Annotated in this window: 11 protein-coding genes; 8 read left to right on the forward strand and 3 right to left on the reverse strand. The window is 60.5% G+C overall.

Annotated features, from left to right (window positions below; genetic code table 11):
• Nucleotides 1-8: 8 nt before the first annotated feature.
• The gene (locus Q0K00_RS04940; RefSeq protein ID WP_297227764.1) at nucleotides 9-365 is read right to left on the reverse strand and encodes a cupin domain-containing protein; all 357 of its coding nucleotides are present in this window, start codon (nucleotides 363-365) and stop codon (nucleotides 9-11) included.
• Between the two features lie 148 nt (nucleotides 366-513).
• Between Q0K00_RS04940 and Q0K00_RS04945 the strand changes: the two genes are divergently transcribed.
• A complete protein-coding gene (locus tag Q0K00_RS04945; protein ID WP_297227765.1) occupies nucleotides 514-1,290 on the forward strand; it encodes an IclR family transcriptional regulator in 777 nt (258 codons plus the stop codon).
• Between the two features lie 393 nt (nucleotides 1,291-1,683).
• Here Q0K00_RS04945 and Q0K00_RS04950 read toward each other — a convergent pair whose 3' ends face one another.
• Complete coding sequence (locus Q0K00_RS04950) at nucleotides 1,684-2,286, reverse strand: DapH/DapD/GlmU-related protein (protein WP_297227766.1); 603 nt, start codon at nucleotides 2,284-2,286, stop codon at nucleotides 1,684-1,686.
• A 360-nt stretch (nucleotides 2,287-2,646) separates the two neighbouring features.
• Nucleotides 2,647-3,735, reverse strand: a complete 1,089-nt coding sequence (locus Q0K00_RS04955) for an alpha/beta hydrolase (protein WP_297227767.1) — start codon at nucleotides 3,733-3,735, stop codon at nucleotides 2,647-2,649.
• An 843-nt stretch (nucleotides 3,736-4,578) separates the two neighbouring features.
• Here Q0K00_RS04955 and Q0K00_RS04960 point away from each other — a divergent pair.
• The 7 genes from Q0K00_RS04960 to Q0K00_RS04990 form a co-directional block, all read left to right on the forward strand.
• Nucleotides 4,579-5,985, forward strand: a complete 1,407-nt coding sequence (locus Q0K00_RS04960; RefSeq protein WP_297227768.1) for a sigma 54-interacting transcriptional regulator — start codon at nucleotides 4,579-4,581, stop codon at nucleotides 5,983-5,985.
• 277 nt (nucleotides 5,986-6,262) lie between these two features.
• Nucleotides 6,263-7,300: an ABC transporter substrate-binding protein gene (locus tag Q0K00_RS04965; RefSeq protein ID WP_297227769.1), complete on the forward strand. Its 1,038-nt coding sequence runs from the start codon at nucleotides 6,263-6,265 to the stop codon at nucleotides 7,298-7,300.
• Between the two features lie 591 nt (nucleotides 7,301-7,891).
• A complete protein-coding gene (locus tag Q0K00_RS04970; protein ID WP_296303530.1) occupies nucleotides 7,892-9,400 on the forward strand; it encodes a DASS family sodium-coupled anion symporter in 1,509 nt (502 codons plus the stop codon).
• A gap of 60 nt (nucleotides 9,401-9,460) precedes the next feature.
• A complete protein-coding gene (locus Q0K00_RS04975) occupies nucleotides 9,461-10,855 on the forward strand; it encodes an aldehyde dehydrogenase family protein (protein WP_297227771.1) in 1,395 nt (464 codons plus the stop codon).
• Between the two features lie 75 nt (nucleotides 10,856-10,930).
• A complete protein-coding gene (locus Q0K00_RS04980; protein WP_297227773.1) occupies nucleotides 10,931-12,052 on the forward strand; it encodes a succinate--CoA ligase subunit beta in 1,122 nt (373 codons plus the stop codon).
• On the forward strand, nucleotides 12,052-12,933 hold the full coding sequence (locus tag Q0K00_RS04985) for a CoA-binding protein (protein WP_297227775.1): 882 nt from the start codon (nucleotides 12,052-12,054) through the stop codon (nucleotides 12,931-12,933). The genes Q0K00_RS04980 and Q0K00_RS04985 overlap by 1 nt, the downstream gene beginning before the upstream one ends.
• A gap of 322 nt (nucleotides 12,934-13,255) precedes the next feature.
• Nucleotides 13,256-14,529 (forward strand): DUF697 domain-containing protein (locus tag Q0K00_RS04990; protein ID WP_297227777.1); only part of this gene is annotated, 1,274 nt, incomplete at its 3' end.

Here is a 14,529-nt window from a genome sequence, read left to right on the forward strand (position 1 = left end):
CGCGGCGGTTATTCCGGTACGACGCAGCAGATAAACGTCTTTTTTACATACTTGGCGACATGCCAGATGGTATGCGCCCCCTGGGGGATGACGAAGCAGTCCCCGGCTTTGACCGTCAGACGGCTGCCGTCGGCGTGTTCGATGACGGCCTCGCCTTCGAGGATGGCGCACATCTCGCAGCTCGGGTGCGACGGGATTTCAAAGCTGCCGGCGGCGCATTCCCAGACGCCGGCGTTGACCGTTCCCCGCGGGTGGACGAAGCGTCGCCAGACATGGGTAACGGGATTTCCCGACAACGGGTTGGGGGCAACGGCCTCAACGGCTTCGGCCATGCTCCCGTCGATGAGAGGGACAACCTTGAGCATCTGATCCTCCTGAAATTCACATATCGTGAATTTTTTTCTATTATTGTTTACACACATCCCTTTGTCAAGGTGTTATCGACGGGAAAAATAAAATAGGCTACTATCCACTATAGAGAGAAAGCAACGCCGCCGTATCGAGGGGTCGGAAATGGGAAAAAATAGCGTCATCTATGTGCAAACATTTGAAAAAGGTCTGCAACTGCTGGAGCTCCTCGTGGAGGAGAAACATGTGACCGTCACCAGCGTGGCCAAGCGCATGGGTATGCAGAAGAGCGCGAGCTACCGTTTTTTGAGTACGCTGCGCCTGCATGGCTATGTGGACAAGGATCAACACAATAACTATGTGCTGACCGACAAGCTCTCCAAACTTGGAAAGGGGATCCTGCCCAAAAGGGACTTTGACCAGATCGCCATACAATTTCTTGATGAACTTGCCAAAAAGAACAAGAAAAACAACGGTATATGCAATCTTGGCATGTGGAATGGCAAGGAGATCGTCTACCGGCTGCAAAGCACCAACTCGAGCTATGCCCAGTTTTCCGTCGGACGGACCGTGCCCGCGTATTGTTCGGCGCTGGGAAAGGCCATCCTGGCCCATTTGCCGGAAAAGGAACTGTCGGCCTATTTGCAGCGGACGGAATTCTCCACGTTTACGGAAAAGACCACGAGCAGTCCCGAACAGCTGTTGCAGGATCTGGAAGAAGTGCGGGCCAAGGGCTATGCCCTCATGGATGGCGAACTCTATCCGTCGCTCACGGGGCTTGCCATCCCCATCCTGAGCGCCAAGGTGCCGGTGCGGTACGCGGTGAGCGTCACCCAGACCATTTATGGCTCGGTGGACGAGTTTGTGGCGCAGATGCTCGGCCCGCTCAGGGAGACCGTGGAAGACCTTGTGAGTTACGTGGACTATTACGGCTTCAGCTGAGTTCTGCACTTCTTCGCCGTATCAGACATGGAAAAAGGGAGGCATGGCTGTCACGCCATGTCTCCCTTTTTCCATCAGATGTCCCGCGTACAGGATCGCTGCCGCCAGGTTTGTCCAGCGCAGGAAATGGATACTAGAGCGTTTAATCTTTGAAAAAGATGAAACGCGAGGCGGCGACACAACGCCGCCCGGCCAAAAGTGAGCGGAAAAACCGCGCTTTTTCCGCGAAACGCCAGGCCGTATGGTTTGAAACGCAAAGCGTTTCAAACTGAAAATGTTCTAAAGTCTGTTACCACTATTCGTTGCCTGCTTGGGGGGAAGGGCCCCCCCGCCAGCACGACAGCAGAGCAAAGGGGGGGCTTCCCCCCAAAAAAAGCGTAATGAGTCCTGAGCTTAGATGATATAGGACTGTTTTTCCTGTGGCGACATGCCCGCAATGGATCTGACGAATCGTGCCGGGATGCCGGCCACGATGCAGCCCGGATCCACATCTCGCGTGACCACGGCGCCGGCGGCAACGATGGCGTTTTCACCTATGCTGACGCCGGGCAGCACCACGGCGCCGGAGCCGATCCAGACGTTCCGGCCGATGACGACAGGCGCAGGACGGCAACATGAACGTTCTTCAGGCAGGAACCCGTGGTTGATGGTGGCCAGTACGACCCTGTGCCCGATCAGGGCGCCGTCTCCGATGTGGATGCCGCCTTGATCCTGAAAGCAGCAGCAGGCATTGATAAAGACGTTTTTCCCAATGGTGATGTTCTTCCCGAAGTCGCTGTAGAAGGGAGGGAAGAGCGTAAAGGTCGCGTCGATGGGCTTTCCTGTGAGCTGCGACATGAGCTCGCGTATCTGCTCCGGCGAATGATAGGCAGCGTTCAGTTCCGCCGTGATGCGCATGGCTTCATTGCTGCATTGCAGCAGCAGATCATGCTCCGGGGTGCCGGGCGTGACGCTTTTTCCCTGATTGAAATGCTGGATGAGCTGCGCCGTATCCATATGGTCTCCCTCGTTGTTCTCCACGGCCCCCGCTGTCTGCCGACCAGGGCCTGTTGATAGCAATCTGTAAAATATTTTAGAGCGGTTTGCCTTTGGGGGCAGGGGGGCCTCGTGTCCCTGCCGCTTCCCCCGGTAAAAGCGCGCTGGGGAAGGGGAGCGGATAGTGATGCAGCCCCCGGGCGGAGCGCCTTCTCCGGCAGGCCGTCGGATCTAGAGCGGATTCGCATTGAAATCGTGTCCAATCTCAATGCTGACGCTGCCCTCACACTACGGAAAAAGCGTGGTTTTTCCGTGTGTTCGGTTGCGGGTAGTCGCTCTCGCGACTACCAGAGCAATCCACATTTTCAATGTGGAATTGCTCTATCGCAGATGGGTCCTGAAAAAGTTCTCCATCGTGTCCCAGGGGATGACATCCATCCGGTCGTACAAGTCCACATGGCTGGCCTGGGGGACGATCAGCAGTTCCTTGTTGTCGCCGCGGAGTTTTTTGAAGGTATCCTCACTGAAGTAGCGGGAGTGGGCTTTTTCGCCGTGGATGAGCAGGACGGCGGAACGGATCTCGCCTGCGTAGGCCAGCAGGGGCATGGTCATGAACGAAAGGGCCGAAGTGGCGTTCCAGCCGCTGCCACCGTTGAGCGAGCGCGGATGATAGCCGCGCGGTGTTTTGTAGTAATCGTAATAGTCCTTGACGAAGGCTGGTTCATCGCCGGTCAGCGTGTCGGGGAGGCCGCCGGCGGACGCGATATGGCCGGAGCGGGCATCCGCGGTACGCTGCTCGTTCAGTCGGGTGCGGAGGGCATGGCGTCCTTCTTCGTCCATGGCGTCGAAATAGCCGTTGGCGATGACGCGACTCATATCGTACATGGTGGAGGCGACCGTGGCCTTGATGCGGGTATCCATGGCGGCAGCGTTGATCCCCATGCCGCCGAAGCCGCAGATGCCGATGATGCCGATACGCCCGGCGTCCACATCCTCACGGGTGACGAGGTAGTCCACCGCCGCGCTGAAATCCTCGGTATTGATGTCGGGCGAGGCGACATGGCGCGGCTGTCCGCCGCTTTCACCGGTAAAGGAAGGGTCGAAGGCAAGCGTGATGAAACCGCGCTCGGCCATGGTCTGGGCATAAAGGCCCGAAGCCTGCTCTTTTACCGCGCCGAAAGGTCCGCTGACGGCAATGGCCGCCAGCTTCCCCTCGACCTCTCTGGGGCGGTACAGGTCCGCCACCAGCGTGATGCCGTAGCGATTCTGAAAGGTCACCTTTTGGTGCGTCACGTTGTCGCTTTGAGGAAACGTCTTGTCCCAGTCTTTTTCCAGTTGCATGGCGGTATCATCCTTTATGGAGTTGCCGGTTGACGAGGGGGCGGCTGCGGGGGCCTGGACGGAAAACATGGTCAGACTCCCCAGCACGAGGCCGGTGAGCAGCAAACCGCGCATGATCAGCATGGGCATGGCGCACCTCCTGTTTGTCTGTACTGCCGGATCGGCAGCACGTTCCGTGTACGGCGAAAGAGTAGACAGGCAGTAAAATAATAGCAAATACTTATATTGAATATAAAAGTATGCTGATAAGGCATGATATGGCCTGCCAAAGATATTTTTATAACTTACTGTAAAATAATACTTGTTTTTATATCGTGAGGTGTTTCGTCCCCAATTACTGTTACCCAAGTAGCGGGTTTGGGGGTAAGATGGGGGAGTTTGAGGGGGAAGCCCCCCTTTTTGCCGCAAGCAGCGACCCAAAGGGCGGCCCGCAGGGCCGTGCCTGTTAGGCGACGAGGGAGCCTTACAGGCATCGACAGCAGAGCGCGACCCAAAGGGCGGCCCGCAGGGCCGTGCCTGTTAGGCGACGAGGGAGCCTTACAGGCATCGACAGCAGAGCGCGACCCAAAGGGCGGCCCGCAGGGCCGTGCCTGTTGGGCGACGAAATCGGCAGTAAAGCAAAGTTTTTTTCTTCCCCTCGCAAAAAGGCGTAATGAGTCCTGAGCCTAGGCAAGGACAAGGAGCAGGGCGCGTTTGGCCATTGCGGCGGCGGTGGATCAGAGGAAGCGGGGCCTGTGAAGCCTCTTTATTCCGACAGGCATCTCCTGTAGAAGAAAAGGACGCGGCACGCTGTGCCGTGGATCGCTCACGTCGTCTGAGCATTGCCGCTGCGCGCGTCCGCCTGACATGGCAGGCGCAGAGGCGGCCGGTCGCTGGTCAGCCGTCGAAGCGGCGTGGCTGTATGCGGCGCATCCCGTCCGGCATGTCTCGTTTGGCCCGTATTTGTGCGCAACTTCCTTCCTGGAGTTTTTCATGGGCGAAAATCTCCCCCTCCAGACGGGCAACGGCTCCTCCGATGTCTGCTCCATACTCAATATCGCCATCATGAATCTTTCGACCGGTCTGTTCATCTGTGACCGGGACGGGATCGTCGTCTTTATCAACAAGGCTTATGCCGGGTACCTGAATATCGAGCCTGAACAGGCCATAGGACGGCACATCACGGAGCTTATCCCGGATTCGCGCATCCCCCATGTGCTGCAGAACGGTGAGCCGGACATCGGGGCCATCCGCCTCATCAGCGAAACGTCGAGCCGCATCCTGACCAATCGCTATCCGCTGTTCAACGCGCAGGGACAGCTCATAGGGGCCATGTCCATGGTGGTGCTGGACAAGCCGGAGCAGATCCACATCCTCCAGCGGCAGATAGATTCCCTCGGACGCAAGGTCAACCGGTATGCCCGGCGCATCAAGACCGCTCTCGAGGCCCGCTATACGCTGGATTCCCTTGTCGGCTCCTCTCCGGCCATGCTGTCCTTCAAACAGCTTTTGCTGCGCTTTGCCCGAACGGACGGCACCGTGCTCATCAACGGGCAGACCGGCACCGGCAAGGAGCTGGCGGCCAGCGCCATCCACAATGCCAGCAGCCGTAGCGGAGGCCCCTTTGTCAGCCTCAACTGCGCGGCCATCCCGCAGGAGCTGTTTGAAAGCGAACTGTTCGGCTATGCGCCGGGTTCGTTTTCCGGTGCGCGCAAGGAGGGCAAGGAAGGGCAGATAGAACTGGCGGACGAGGGGACGCTCTTTCTGGATGAAGTGGGGGACTTGCCGCCCGGGGCGCAGGTCAAGTTGCTGCGCGTCATCGAGGAGCGGGTCGTCCGTCGTGTGGGGGACAGTACGCCGCATCCCGTCAATTTCCGGCTGGTGACGGCCACCAACCGCGATCTGGGCAAGATGGTGGCCAACGGGACCTTTCGGGAAGATCTCTACTACCGCATCAATTCCATGTTGCTGACCCTGCCGCCGCTGCGGGATCGGCGGGAGGACATCCCCGCGCTGGTGGAGCATATGCTGGAACGGCAAGGGAACATCCGCTGCAGTGCGGAAGTGATGGCCGTATTCCATCGCTACAACTGGCCGGGCAACGTGCGCGAACTCAAGAACGTCCTCTCTCATGCGCTCAGTCTTGCGGAAGGGGATGTCATTACGCTGGACGATCTGCCGCCGTCGCTGCTCATGGGGGCTTCCCTGCCTGAAGAAGGCCGGGTAGGCGGCGACCAGCGTCTTGGGGCCATTCGGGACAACAGCGAGCGGAACGCCATACTGGTCGCCTTGCGGGAAAACCGCTGGAACGTCTCGCGGACGGCGCAGGCGCTCGGCATCTCACGGGCCAATATCTACGAGAAGATGCGCAGGCTCGGCATCCGGCGGCACGCGGAGTAGGGCGGAGCTCGTCGCGGGAGGTCGTCCTGTCCGGGGAGACAGACAATATGTCTTTACTGTCTCTGAAAGCAGACATTGCGGTCAGACGAGTGCCGCACCGCTGCTGCCCGCATTTTCCGGCATGAAGCCGTCTGTCATGGAGATGTGACGGGGCCGTCTGTCGTGGACCGTCCGACGAGACCCGATGGCACGGCGATCTGTCCTTTTGCCTCCGTTTCCCTCGAAATGGGCTGGCATGTAACTTGCTGAACGGAAGAAAAACCTTCAGGAGGTTACTATGCGAACAGTGCTTTCCGCGCTTCTGGCCTTTTTGCTGCTGGCAAGTCTGCCGCAATACGCCAGCTGCGAAGAGCCGTATACGCTCAAGACCGCATGGCTTGTGGAGCATGAAGCCTTTGCCGCGTGGTACGCCCGCCAGAATGGCTGGGACGTGGAGGCCGGTTTCCGGCTCGATATGAAATTCTATGAGACGGGCCGGGAACTGATGGCCGATATGCGGCAGGCTCCCTGGCAGATCGCCGCCTGCGGCGCCCTGCCCGCCCTGACGGCCTCGCTGGAAAATGCGGCGGAGATCATCGCCATAGGCAATGACGAGTCTTTGGCGACCGGTATCTATGTCCGCAAGGACAGCCCCATGCTGGGCCACACCGGCTATAATGCCCTTTACCCCGAGATGGCGGGCACGACCGGGACGGTTCGCGGCAGGACCATTCTCTGCACATTGCGATCCTCCGCGCATTATACGGTGCACAAGTGGCTGGCGGCGCTGGGGTTGACGGAAAAGGACGTCATCCTCAAGGACATGCCGCAGGAGGCGGCGCTGCGCGCTTTTCTTTCCGGTGAGGGGGATGCCGTGGCCCTCTGGGCGCCCTTCACGCTGGAAGCGGAGCGCAATGGCTTGCAGCCGGTGACGCTTTCCAGTCAGTGCAACGCCAGTCAGCCGACGCTCATCCTCGCGGACAAGGCGTTTGCCGGTCAGCATCCTGAGCGTGTCCAGGCATTTCTCTCCATGTACTTCCGGGGGATAAGCGCATTGCAGGAGACCCCGCGTGAAAAGCTTGTGGCGGCTTACGCCGAGTTTCAGCGGCAGTGGTCGGGCAAGCATCTGCCGCCTCAGGATGCTGCGTGGGAACTGGCACGTCATCCGATCTTCGGCCTTGACGGGCAGATGGCGCTCTTTACCGGCAAGGACCAGCGGATGCAGGGCTGGCTGAAGTCCCTGACGGAGTTTGCCGGTGGGGAAAATCGTCTTGCCGACGTGAAGGATACGTATTTGCGCGCGATCTCGGCGGACAGAACCGCCGCGCCGAAGTGATCCTGTCCGACAGATGTTTTCCCGATAAGTTTTGCCCCTTTGCTGGGACATGCGCGGCCTGTCTCCCCTGAGCTGTCTGTCCCAGCACCTCCACACCCCTGTCTGTCCTCTCCCGGAGGCAGGTGGTCCCGCGGCCTCGGTGATGCTCCGCCGAGGCCGTTCTGCGTCCATACGCATCCTGACATATCCTGATGACAAGTCCTTAGAGCATTTTCAGTTTGAAACGCTTTGCGTTTCAAACCATACGGCCTGGCGTTTCACGGAAAAAACGCGGTTTTCCCGCTTACTTTGGGCCGGGCGGCGCTGTGCTGCCGCCTCGCATTTTGCCTTTTTCAAAGGCAAAATGCTCTATTGTTTTTAAAATCACAAATTGTCTTTTAAAAAAGACAGTCTGTCATAGTGTATTGATTTTAAGACAATATTGATGGCCAGCTAAATGTCGATAACTAAATCAAATTGTATAACTATTTGTTTTTATGTAATATTTTTGTTTATCTGCTTACTGCGGCGCGCTGGCATGTATCTTGTACTAAAAGGGACAAGTAAACGCGCGTTAGAAGACATCGTCATTATCAGCATGGAGACAGTGATATGAGTCGTCTGAACAACTGCCTGACAGCCATATGTGGCGACAGAGTGCCGCTGGAAACAGCGCGCAAGACCTTTTTCTTTCTCCTGGGCATCGGCATCATGCTGCTGGTCATAGCCCTGCCCACACCTCCGCCCTTCTATAAGGGGGAAGAGGTCATCCCCCTGACGCAAAATGCCAAAATCGTCATGGGCGTTTTGTGTTTCGCCGTCATCATGTGGATGACGGAAGCCATCCCCTTTCCCGCCACGTCCCTGAGTCTCATCGTGCTGCTGCACATCATGAACGTCGATTCCTTCGGCAACCTCGTCAAGGCGGGCCTGGGCAATCAGTCCATTCTCTTTCTCATGGGGGCCATGGGGCTTTCCGCCGCCATGACGGAATCCGGCCTCGCCCGGCGCTTCATGCTCTGGATGCTGACCAGGGTCGGCCGCCGCACGGATCGCATCGTGCTGGCTTTCATGCTGGTGGGTACGCTGGTATCCATGTGGGTGACGGATATGGCCGTGGCCGCCATGCTGCTGCCGCTGGGCATGAGCATCCTGCAGGGCAGCGGCTGCAAGCCGCTGGAAAGCAATTTCGGTCGAGCCCTCATGATCGGCATCGTCTGGGGCAGCCTCATCGGCGGCACGGCCACGCCCGCCGGCTGCGGCGCCAACGTGCTGGCCATGCAATATGTGCGCGACATCGCCAAGCTGGACGTCTCCTTTGCCGAGTGGATGGCCGTGGGCGTGCCCGGCGCGCTGCTCATGGTCCCGCTTGGCTGGTTCTGCCTTATGAAGATCTTTCCGCCGGAACTGAAGGAAATCCCCATGTCCCTCGACAGCATCCGTGATGAACTGCGGGCTCTCGGCGGTCTCAAGGCCAAGGAAATCCGTACGCTCGTGGTGTTCGTGGTGATGGTGGCCCTGTGGCTCGGCGGATCGCATGTCGCTCCCATCCTGGGCTTCAAGGCTCCGGAAGCCTTCGTGGCCCTGCTGGGCTTCGTGCTCCTCTTCATGCCCGGCCTGCGCGTGTTCGAAGACTGGAAGGACGCTTCCCGCAGCATCGACTGGGGCGGCCTCATCCTGATCGCGGGCGGCATTTCGGCCGGCATGCTGCTGGCCAGCACCGGCGCGGCCCGCTGGATCGCCTGGGGGGCCCTGTCCGAAGTGGGCAGCCTGCATCCCGTGTTGCGGGTCCTCGCGGTCATCACCCTCGTGGAGCTGCTCAAGATCTTCTTCTCCAGCAACAGCGTCACCGGCGCGGTGATCATGCCGCTCATCATCGCCCTGGCCATGGATATCGGCATGAACCCCTGGGTGCTGGCCGGTCCTGCAGGCATCGCCTCCAGCATGGCCTTCATCATGGTGACCTCCAGCCCCACCAACGTCATCCCTTATTCATCCGGCTATTTCACCATTGCCGAGTTCGCGAAGTCCGGTGTGGTGATGACCATCATCGCCATCTGCTGCGTCACCCTCTCGGTGTCCGTCTTTGGAAGTTTCGCCGGAATGGACATCTGGCATTAACGAGCGCCTTACGCGCCCATGATCTCTATGTATATCCACACTTCCGGGAGGAAAGAATCCATGAAGACCATCAGTGAACAAATGGAAATCGCCCGCAAGGCGCAGGCAGCCATCAACGACTATACGCAGGAGCAGGTCGACGAGATGTGCCTTTCCGTGGGCTGGGAAGTCTATGAAGACGAAAATATCGCCAAGCTTGCCCGCATGGCTGTGGAAGAAACAGGTTTCGGCAATGTGGAAAGCAAGATCATCAAGCACAAGCGCAAGGTGGGCGGCGTGCTGCATGACATCCGCGGCGCCAAGAGCGTAGGCTGCATAGAACGCGACGAAAAGAGCGGCATATCCAAGTATGCCAAGCCGGTGGGCGTCATCTGCGCCATCCTCCCGGCCACCAATCCCACGTCCACTTGCGGCGGCAAGGCGGTGGGGATGCTCAAGTGCCGCAATGCGGTCATCTTCAAGCCCAGCTCCCGCGCCCTGAAGTGCACCACCGAGGCCATCAACATGATGCGCAAGGGCCTGCGCCGCGTGGGTGCGCCTGAGGACCTCATCCAGGTGGTGGAGGACAACAGCCGCGAGGCCGTGGCCGAACTCATGAAGGCCAGCGACCTTGTGGTGGCCACCGGCAGCGGCGCGGTGGTGCGCGCGGCCTACTCCAGCGGCACGCCGGCTTACGGCGTGGGGCAGGGCAATGCCGTGCCCATCGTGGCCGAGGATGCCGATGTGGCCGAGGCGGCAAAGCTCATTTGCGGCAGCAAGCTCTTTGACTATGCCACCTCCTGCTCGTCCGAGAATGCCGTGGTGCCGGTGGAGGCCATCTATGATCAGTTCATGGCCGAGATGAAGAAGAACGGCTGCTGGCTCGTGGAAGGCGAGGACCGGGAAAAGCTCAAGAACTACATGTGGCAGGTCAATGCCAAGGGCAAGCTGGCGCTCAATCAGGACGTCATCGCCAAGTCCGCCCGCGTCATTGCCGAGGCCGCCGGCATCAGCATCCCCGACGGCACGGAGATCCTGCTGGTGGAAGGCACGCAGCCCATCCGTGAGGACAAGTTCCATGACGAGAAGATCTCGCCGGTGCTGACCGTCTACAAGGCCAAGGACTTCATGGACGCCTACCGCATCCTGACCGAACTGACCAGCCTTGTGGGGCGTGGGCATTCCTGCGGCATCCATACCTTCAAGCGGGAATACATCGAGTATCTCGGTGAGCACATGAAGTCCTCCCGCGTGACGGTGCGGCAGGCCATGAGCGCGGGCAACGGCGGACATCCCTTCAACCGTATGCCGTCCACGGCCACGCTGGGCTGCGGCACCTGGGGCGGCAACGTCACGACGGAGAACGTGCACTGGAAGCACTTCATGAACGTGACCTGGGTCAACGAACCCGTGGAACCGTGGAGCTTCAGCGACGAGGAAATGTGGGGAGAATTCTGGAAGAAGCACGGCAAGTAGTAGGTTGACCGGCGGCCCTCAGGGGCCGCCACCCCCTGCCAAGACGGCGCGCAGGAGCGCGCAAGAGGATTGACCATGAAGCTGTTCGAATACCAAGCGAAAAATATTTTCCGGGAAAAGGGCATCACCACCCCCAAGGGCATACTTGTTCGCAGCATGGAGGAGCTGGATGCCGCCGTTGCCGAAGTCGGCCTGCCCTGCGTGCTCAAGTCGCAGGTGCTGCGCGGCGGGCGCGGCAAGGCCGGGCTCATCCGGCTGGTGAAGGACGCCGAGAGCGCCCGAAATGAGGCGCAGGAACTCTTTGCTTCCGAGCATAACGTCCACATGATCCTGGTGGAAGAAGCGGTCAGCATCGCCAGTGAGATCTATCTGGCCGTCACCGTGGACGCCGTGACGTCCACCGCCATGCTCATCGGCTGCGCCGAAGGCGGCGTGGAGATCGAAAAGCTGGCTGCCACCGCGCCGGAGAAGATCGTGACCGTCAAGGTGGACATGGCGCACGGCCTCGGCGCTTTCCACATCAACAATCTTGTCTACGGCATGGGCCTGCCCACGGAGCTGATCAAGCCCGTCAGCGGTGTCGTGCGCAATCTTTACAAGGCATTCACGGCCTACGACGCCCAGCTGGCGGAGATCAATCCCCTGTTCATCACCACGGACGGCGCGGCCATCGCCGGCGACGGCAAGTTGATCATCGACGACAATTCCGAATGGCGTCACCCCGACTATCCGCTGAGTCGCGAACAGTTCGATTCGCAGGTGGAATTCGAGGCCGCGCAGGAAGGCATCCCCTATCTGGTCTTTGACGGGGACGTGGCCCTCATGTGCGCCGGTGCGGGGCTGACGACCACGGTCTTCGACCTCATCAACGACGCGGGCGGCAGGGTCGCCACCTATGTGGAATTCGGTGGAGCCAACTACACCAAGGCCGTACGGACCATGGAGCTTTGTCTGGAAACGCCCAGCAAGGTCATCCTGGTGGTGACCTTCGGCACCATCGCCCGAGCGGACGTCATGGCGCAGGGGCTGGTGGAGGCCATCAAGACGCACAAGCCGCAGCAGCCCATCGTGACCTGCATCCGCGGCACCAACGAGGAAGAGGCCTTCAAGATCCTGCGGGAAGCCGGACTTGAACCGTTGACCAATACTGAAGAAGCTGTGCAGCGTGCGGTGGACATCGCCGCGGGGAGGGCCTGATGAGCATTTTCGTCAATAAGCAGTCGCGCGTCATCGTGCAGGGCGTCACGGGCAAGGAAGGGGCCTTCTGGGCAAAACACATGAAGGACATGGGCACGCAGGTGGTGGCGGGCGTCACCCCCGGCAAGGAAGGCCAGAACGTGGACGGCATACCGGTGTATCATTCGGTGCGGCGTGCCATGGCGGAACACCCGGCGGACGTCTCCATGCTCTTCGTGCCGCCCAAGTTCACCAGAGATGCGGTATTCGAGGCGCTGGACGCCGGCATCCGCAAGATCTGCACCATTGCCGACGGCATCCCCCTGCATGACGCCATCGAGATACGGCGTGCCGCCATGTCCTGCGGCGCCATGGTCATCGGCGGCAATACGTCCGGCATCATCTCCGCCGGAGAGGCCATGTTGGGGACGATCCCCTACTGGATCGAGCGCGTGTACCGCAAGGGCCATGTGGGCGTCATGACCCGCAGCGGCTCCCTGACCAACGAAGTGACGGCCGAGATCGTCAAGGGGGGCTTCGGCATCACCACGCTCATCGGCGTGGGCGGCGACCCGGTCCCCGGCACCCGCTTTGCCGAGCTGTTGCCCTTGTACGAAGCCGACGACGACACACATGCCGTGGTCATCATCGGTGAGCTGGGCGGCACCATGGAAGAGGAAGTGGCCGAAGCCAGGGAGGCCGGCATCTTTACCAAGCCCCTTGTGGCCTTCATGGGCGGACGTACCGCTCCGGAAGGCAAGCGCATGGGCCATGCGGGTGCCATCGTCACCGGCGGTCGCGGTACGGTCAAGGGCAAGACGGCAGCGCTCATCCAGGCCGGAGCCAAGGTCGCCAAGCGGCCCAGCGAGGTCGGCCCGCTGCTGCGATCCTTCCTTGGGTAAGGATGGAGGGGGTGAAGGGGCAACTGTCCCTTCCCCCCAACACAGCGCATGACGTTTCGGCTGGACTCGCTGCGCCATAAGACACAGGAGGCGGAACAACCATACACCGATAACAGGCGATCCGCCGCCGAACGGGCATCACAGGGCCTCCCTTCGGGGAGGCTCATGTTTTCCGTCAGGCAGGGAGATTGACGCCTTGCTGACCGGCATGACGACAGAATGACTTGCCAAGCGGCATTTTCGTGGTGATAGTATCATCAGGAACCGGTCCGGGCATGTCTCCTGCCGGACAGTATTTTTCCCTTGTTATCGGAGGTCGCCGATGTTGCAGCACCTTTTGAAGATAGTGGCCGCCCTCGTCATGCTGGCGGTACTGGTTTTGCTCGTCCAACTCAACGGGCTGGCCCGCGAGCTGACGGAATTGTTCGCGCCCGGCTGGGGCAGGGTCGCCTGGCTGGCCTGCGCCGGGCTGGAACTCGTCGCGCTGATCTGGCTGGGACTGGCCTGCTTTGCCCGACCGTCCCGTCTGTTGCTGCGCGAGGATCCCAGCGAGGCGGAACGGCAGGCCTTTGCCGCCGAGTTGACGCATCGTCTGCGCGCAAACCGCCTTGTACGACAGGCCGGACTGGATCCCGACGCTTCTGATTTTTTGCCGCAGGCGCTGGCGTTGCTGGACGAACGGGCGGATGCCGTCATCCGCAGCGACGCCAAGAAAGTGTTTTTGGGCACGGCGCTTTCCCAGAACGGACGTCTGGATGCTCTCATCGTCTTTGTGGCGCTCTGCCGTATGGTCTGGAAAGTTTCGGCCATCTATAACCAGCGGCCTTCCCTGCGGGAAGTGTGGAGCGTCTATCATGCGGTCTCCTCCGCCACTTTTCTGGCTTTTTCCATCGAGGCGCTGGATATCCCCCGCACGGTGACGGAAAGCATGAGCGCCCTTGTGCCTGCGGCGGCCCCTTCTCTGGCGACGGCTTCCGTTCCGCTGGTGGGGGCCTCGGTTCAGTTCTTCACGACCGCTGCCATTGACGGCGCGGCAAACAGTCTGCTTGCCATCCGTGCGGGCATGAGCACCAAGTATGCCTTCCGCCATGCCGCGCTGGACGAAGAGGACGCGCGTCAGGCCGGCATCCGGGACAGTGCGGCCATGCTGCTGGCCGTATCCGGCGAATGCCTGAATGAAGTGGTGAATGCCTTGCGCGGGCAGCTCTGGCAGATGGGGAAGTCGGCAGGCGGCTCGCTCCGCAATGCGGCCAGCAGCGTGAGCGAAGGCGTATGCGCGGCGGGCTCGGCGGCGGCTTCGGCAGTGACGCGGGGCAGTGAAGCCGTGGTGGACGCGGTGGACAGCGGCATAACCGCCACGTTGCGGGCGGCGGGAACAGCCACCAGCGCCACAGTGGGGGCGGTGAGTTCGGCGGCCTCGGCCATGGGCAACGGCGTGCGCAATGCGGCCAGCAGCGTGAGCGAAGGCGTGTGCGCGGCGGGCTCGGCGGCGGCTTCGGCAGTGACGCGGGGCAGTGGGGCCGTGGTGGACGCGGTGGACAGCGGCATAACCGCCACGTTGCGGGCGGCGGGAACAGCCACCAGCGCCACAGTGGG

This window comes from uncultured Desulfovibrio sp., from assembly GCF_944327235.1.
Lineage (GTDB): Bacteria > Desulfobacterota > Desulfovibrionia > Desulfovibrionales > Desulfovibrionaceae > Desulfovibrio.

Coding starts and splice junctions, on each gene's coding strand:
- Q0K00_RS04940 (WP_297227764.1), bottom strand. CDS start 365: ATGCTCAAGGTTGTCCCTCTCATCGACGGGAGCATGGCCGAAGCCGTT.
- Q0K00_RS04945 (WP_297227765.1), top strand. CDS start 514: ATGGGAAAAAATAGCGTCATCTATGTGCAAACATTTGAAAAAGGTCTG.
- Q0K00_RS04950 (WP_297227766.1), bottom strand. CDS start 2,286: ATGGATACGGCGCAGCTCATCCAGCATTTCAATCAGGGAAAAAGCGTC.
- Q0K00_RS04955 (WP_297227767.1), bottom strand. CDS start 3,735: ATGCCCATGCTGATCATGCGCGGTTTGCTGCTCACCGGCCTCGTGCTG.
- Q0K00_RS04960 (WP_297227768.1), top strand. CDS start 4,579: ATGGGCGAAAATCTCCCCCTCCAGACGGGCAACGGCTCCTCCGATGTC.
- Q0K00_RS04965 (WP_297227769.1), top strand. CDS start 6,263: ATGCGAACAGTGCTTTCCGCGCTTCTGGCCTTTTTGCTGCTGGCAAGT.
- Q0K00_RS04970 (WP_296303530.1), top strand. CDS start 7,892: ATGAGTCGTCTGAACAACTGCCTGACAGCCATATGTGGCGACAGAGTG.
- Q0K00_RS04975 (WP_297227771.1), top strand. CDS start 9,461: ATGAAGACCATCAGTGAACAAATGGAAATCGCCCGCAAGGCGCAGGCA.
- Q0K00_RS04980 (WP_297227773.1), top strand. CDS start 10,931: ATGAAGCTGTTCGAATACCAAGCGAAAAATATTTTCCGGGAAAAGGGC.
- Q0K00_RS04985 (WP_297227775.1), top strand. CDS start 12,052: ATGAGCATTTTCGTCAATAAGCAGTCGCGCGTCATCGTGCAGGGCGTC.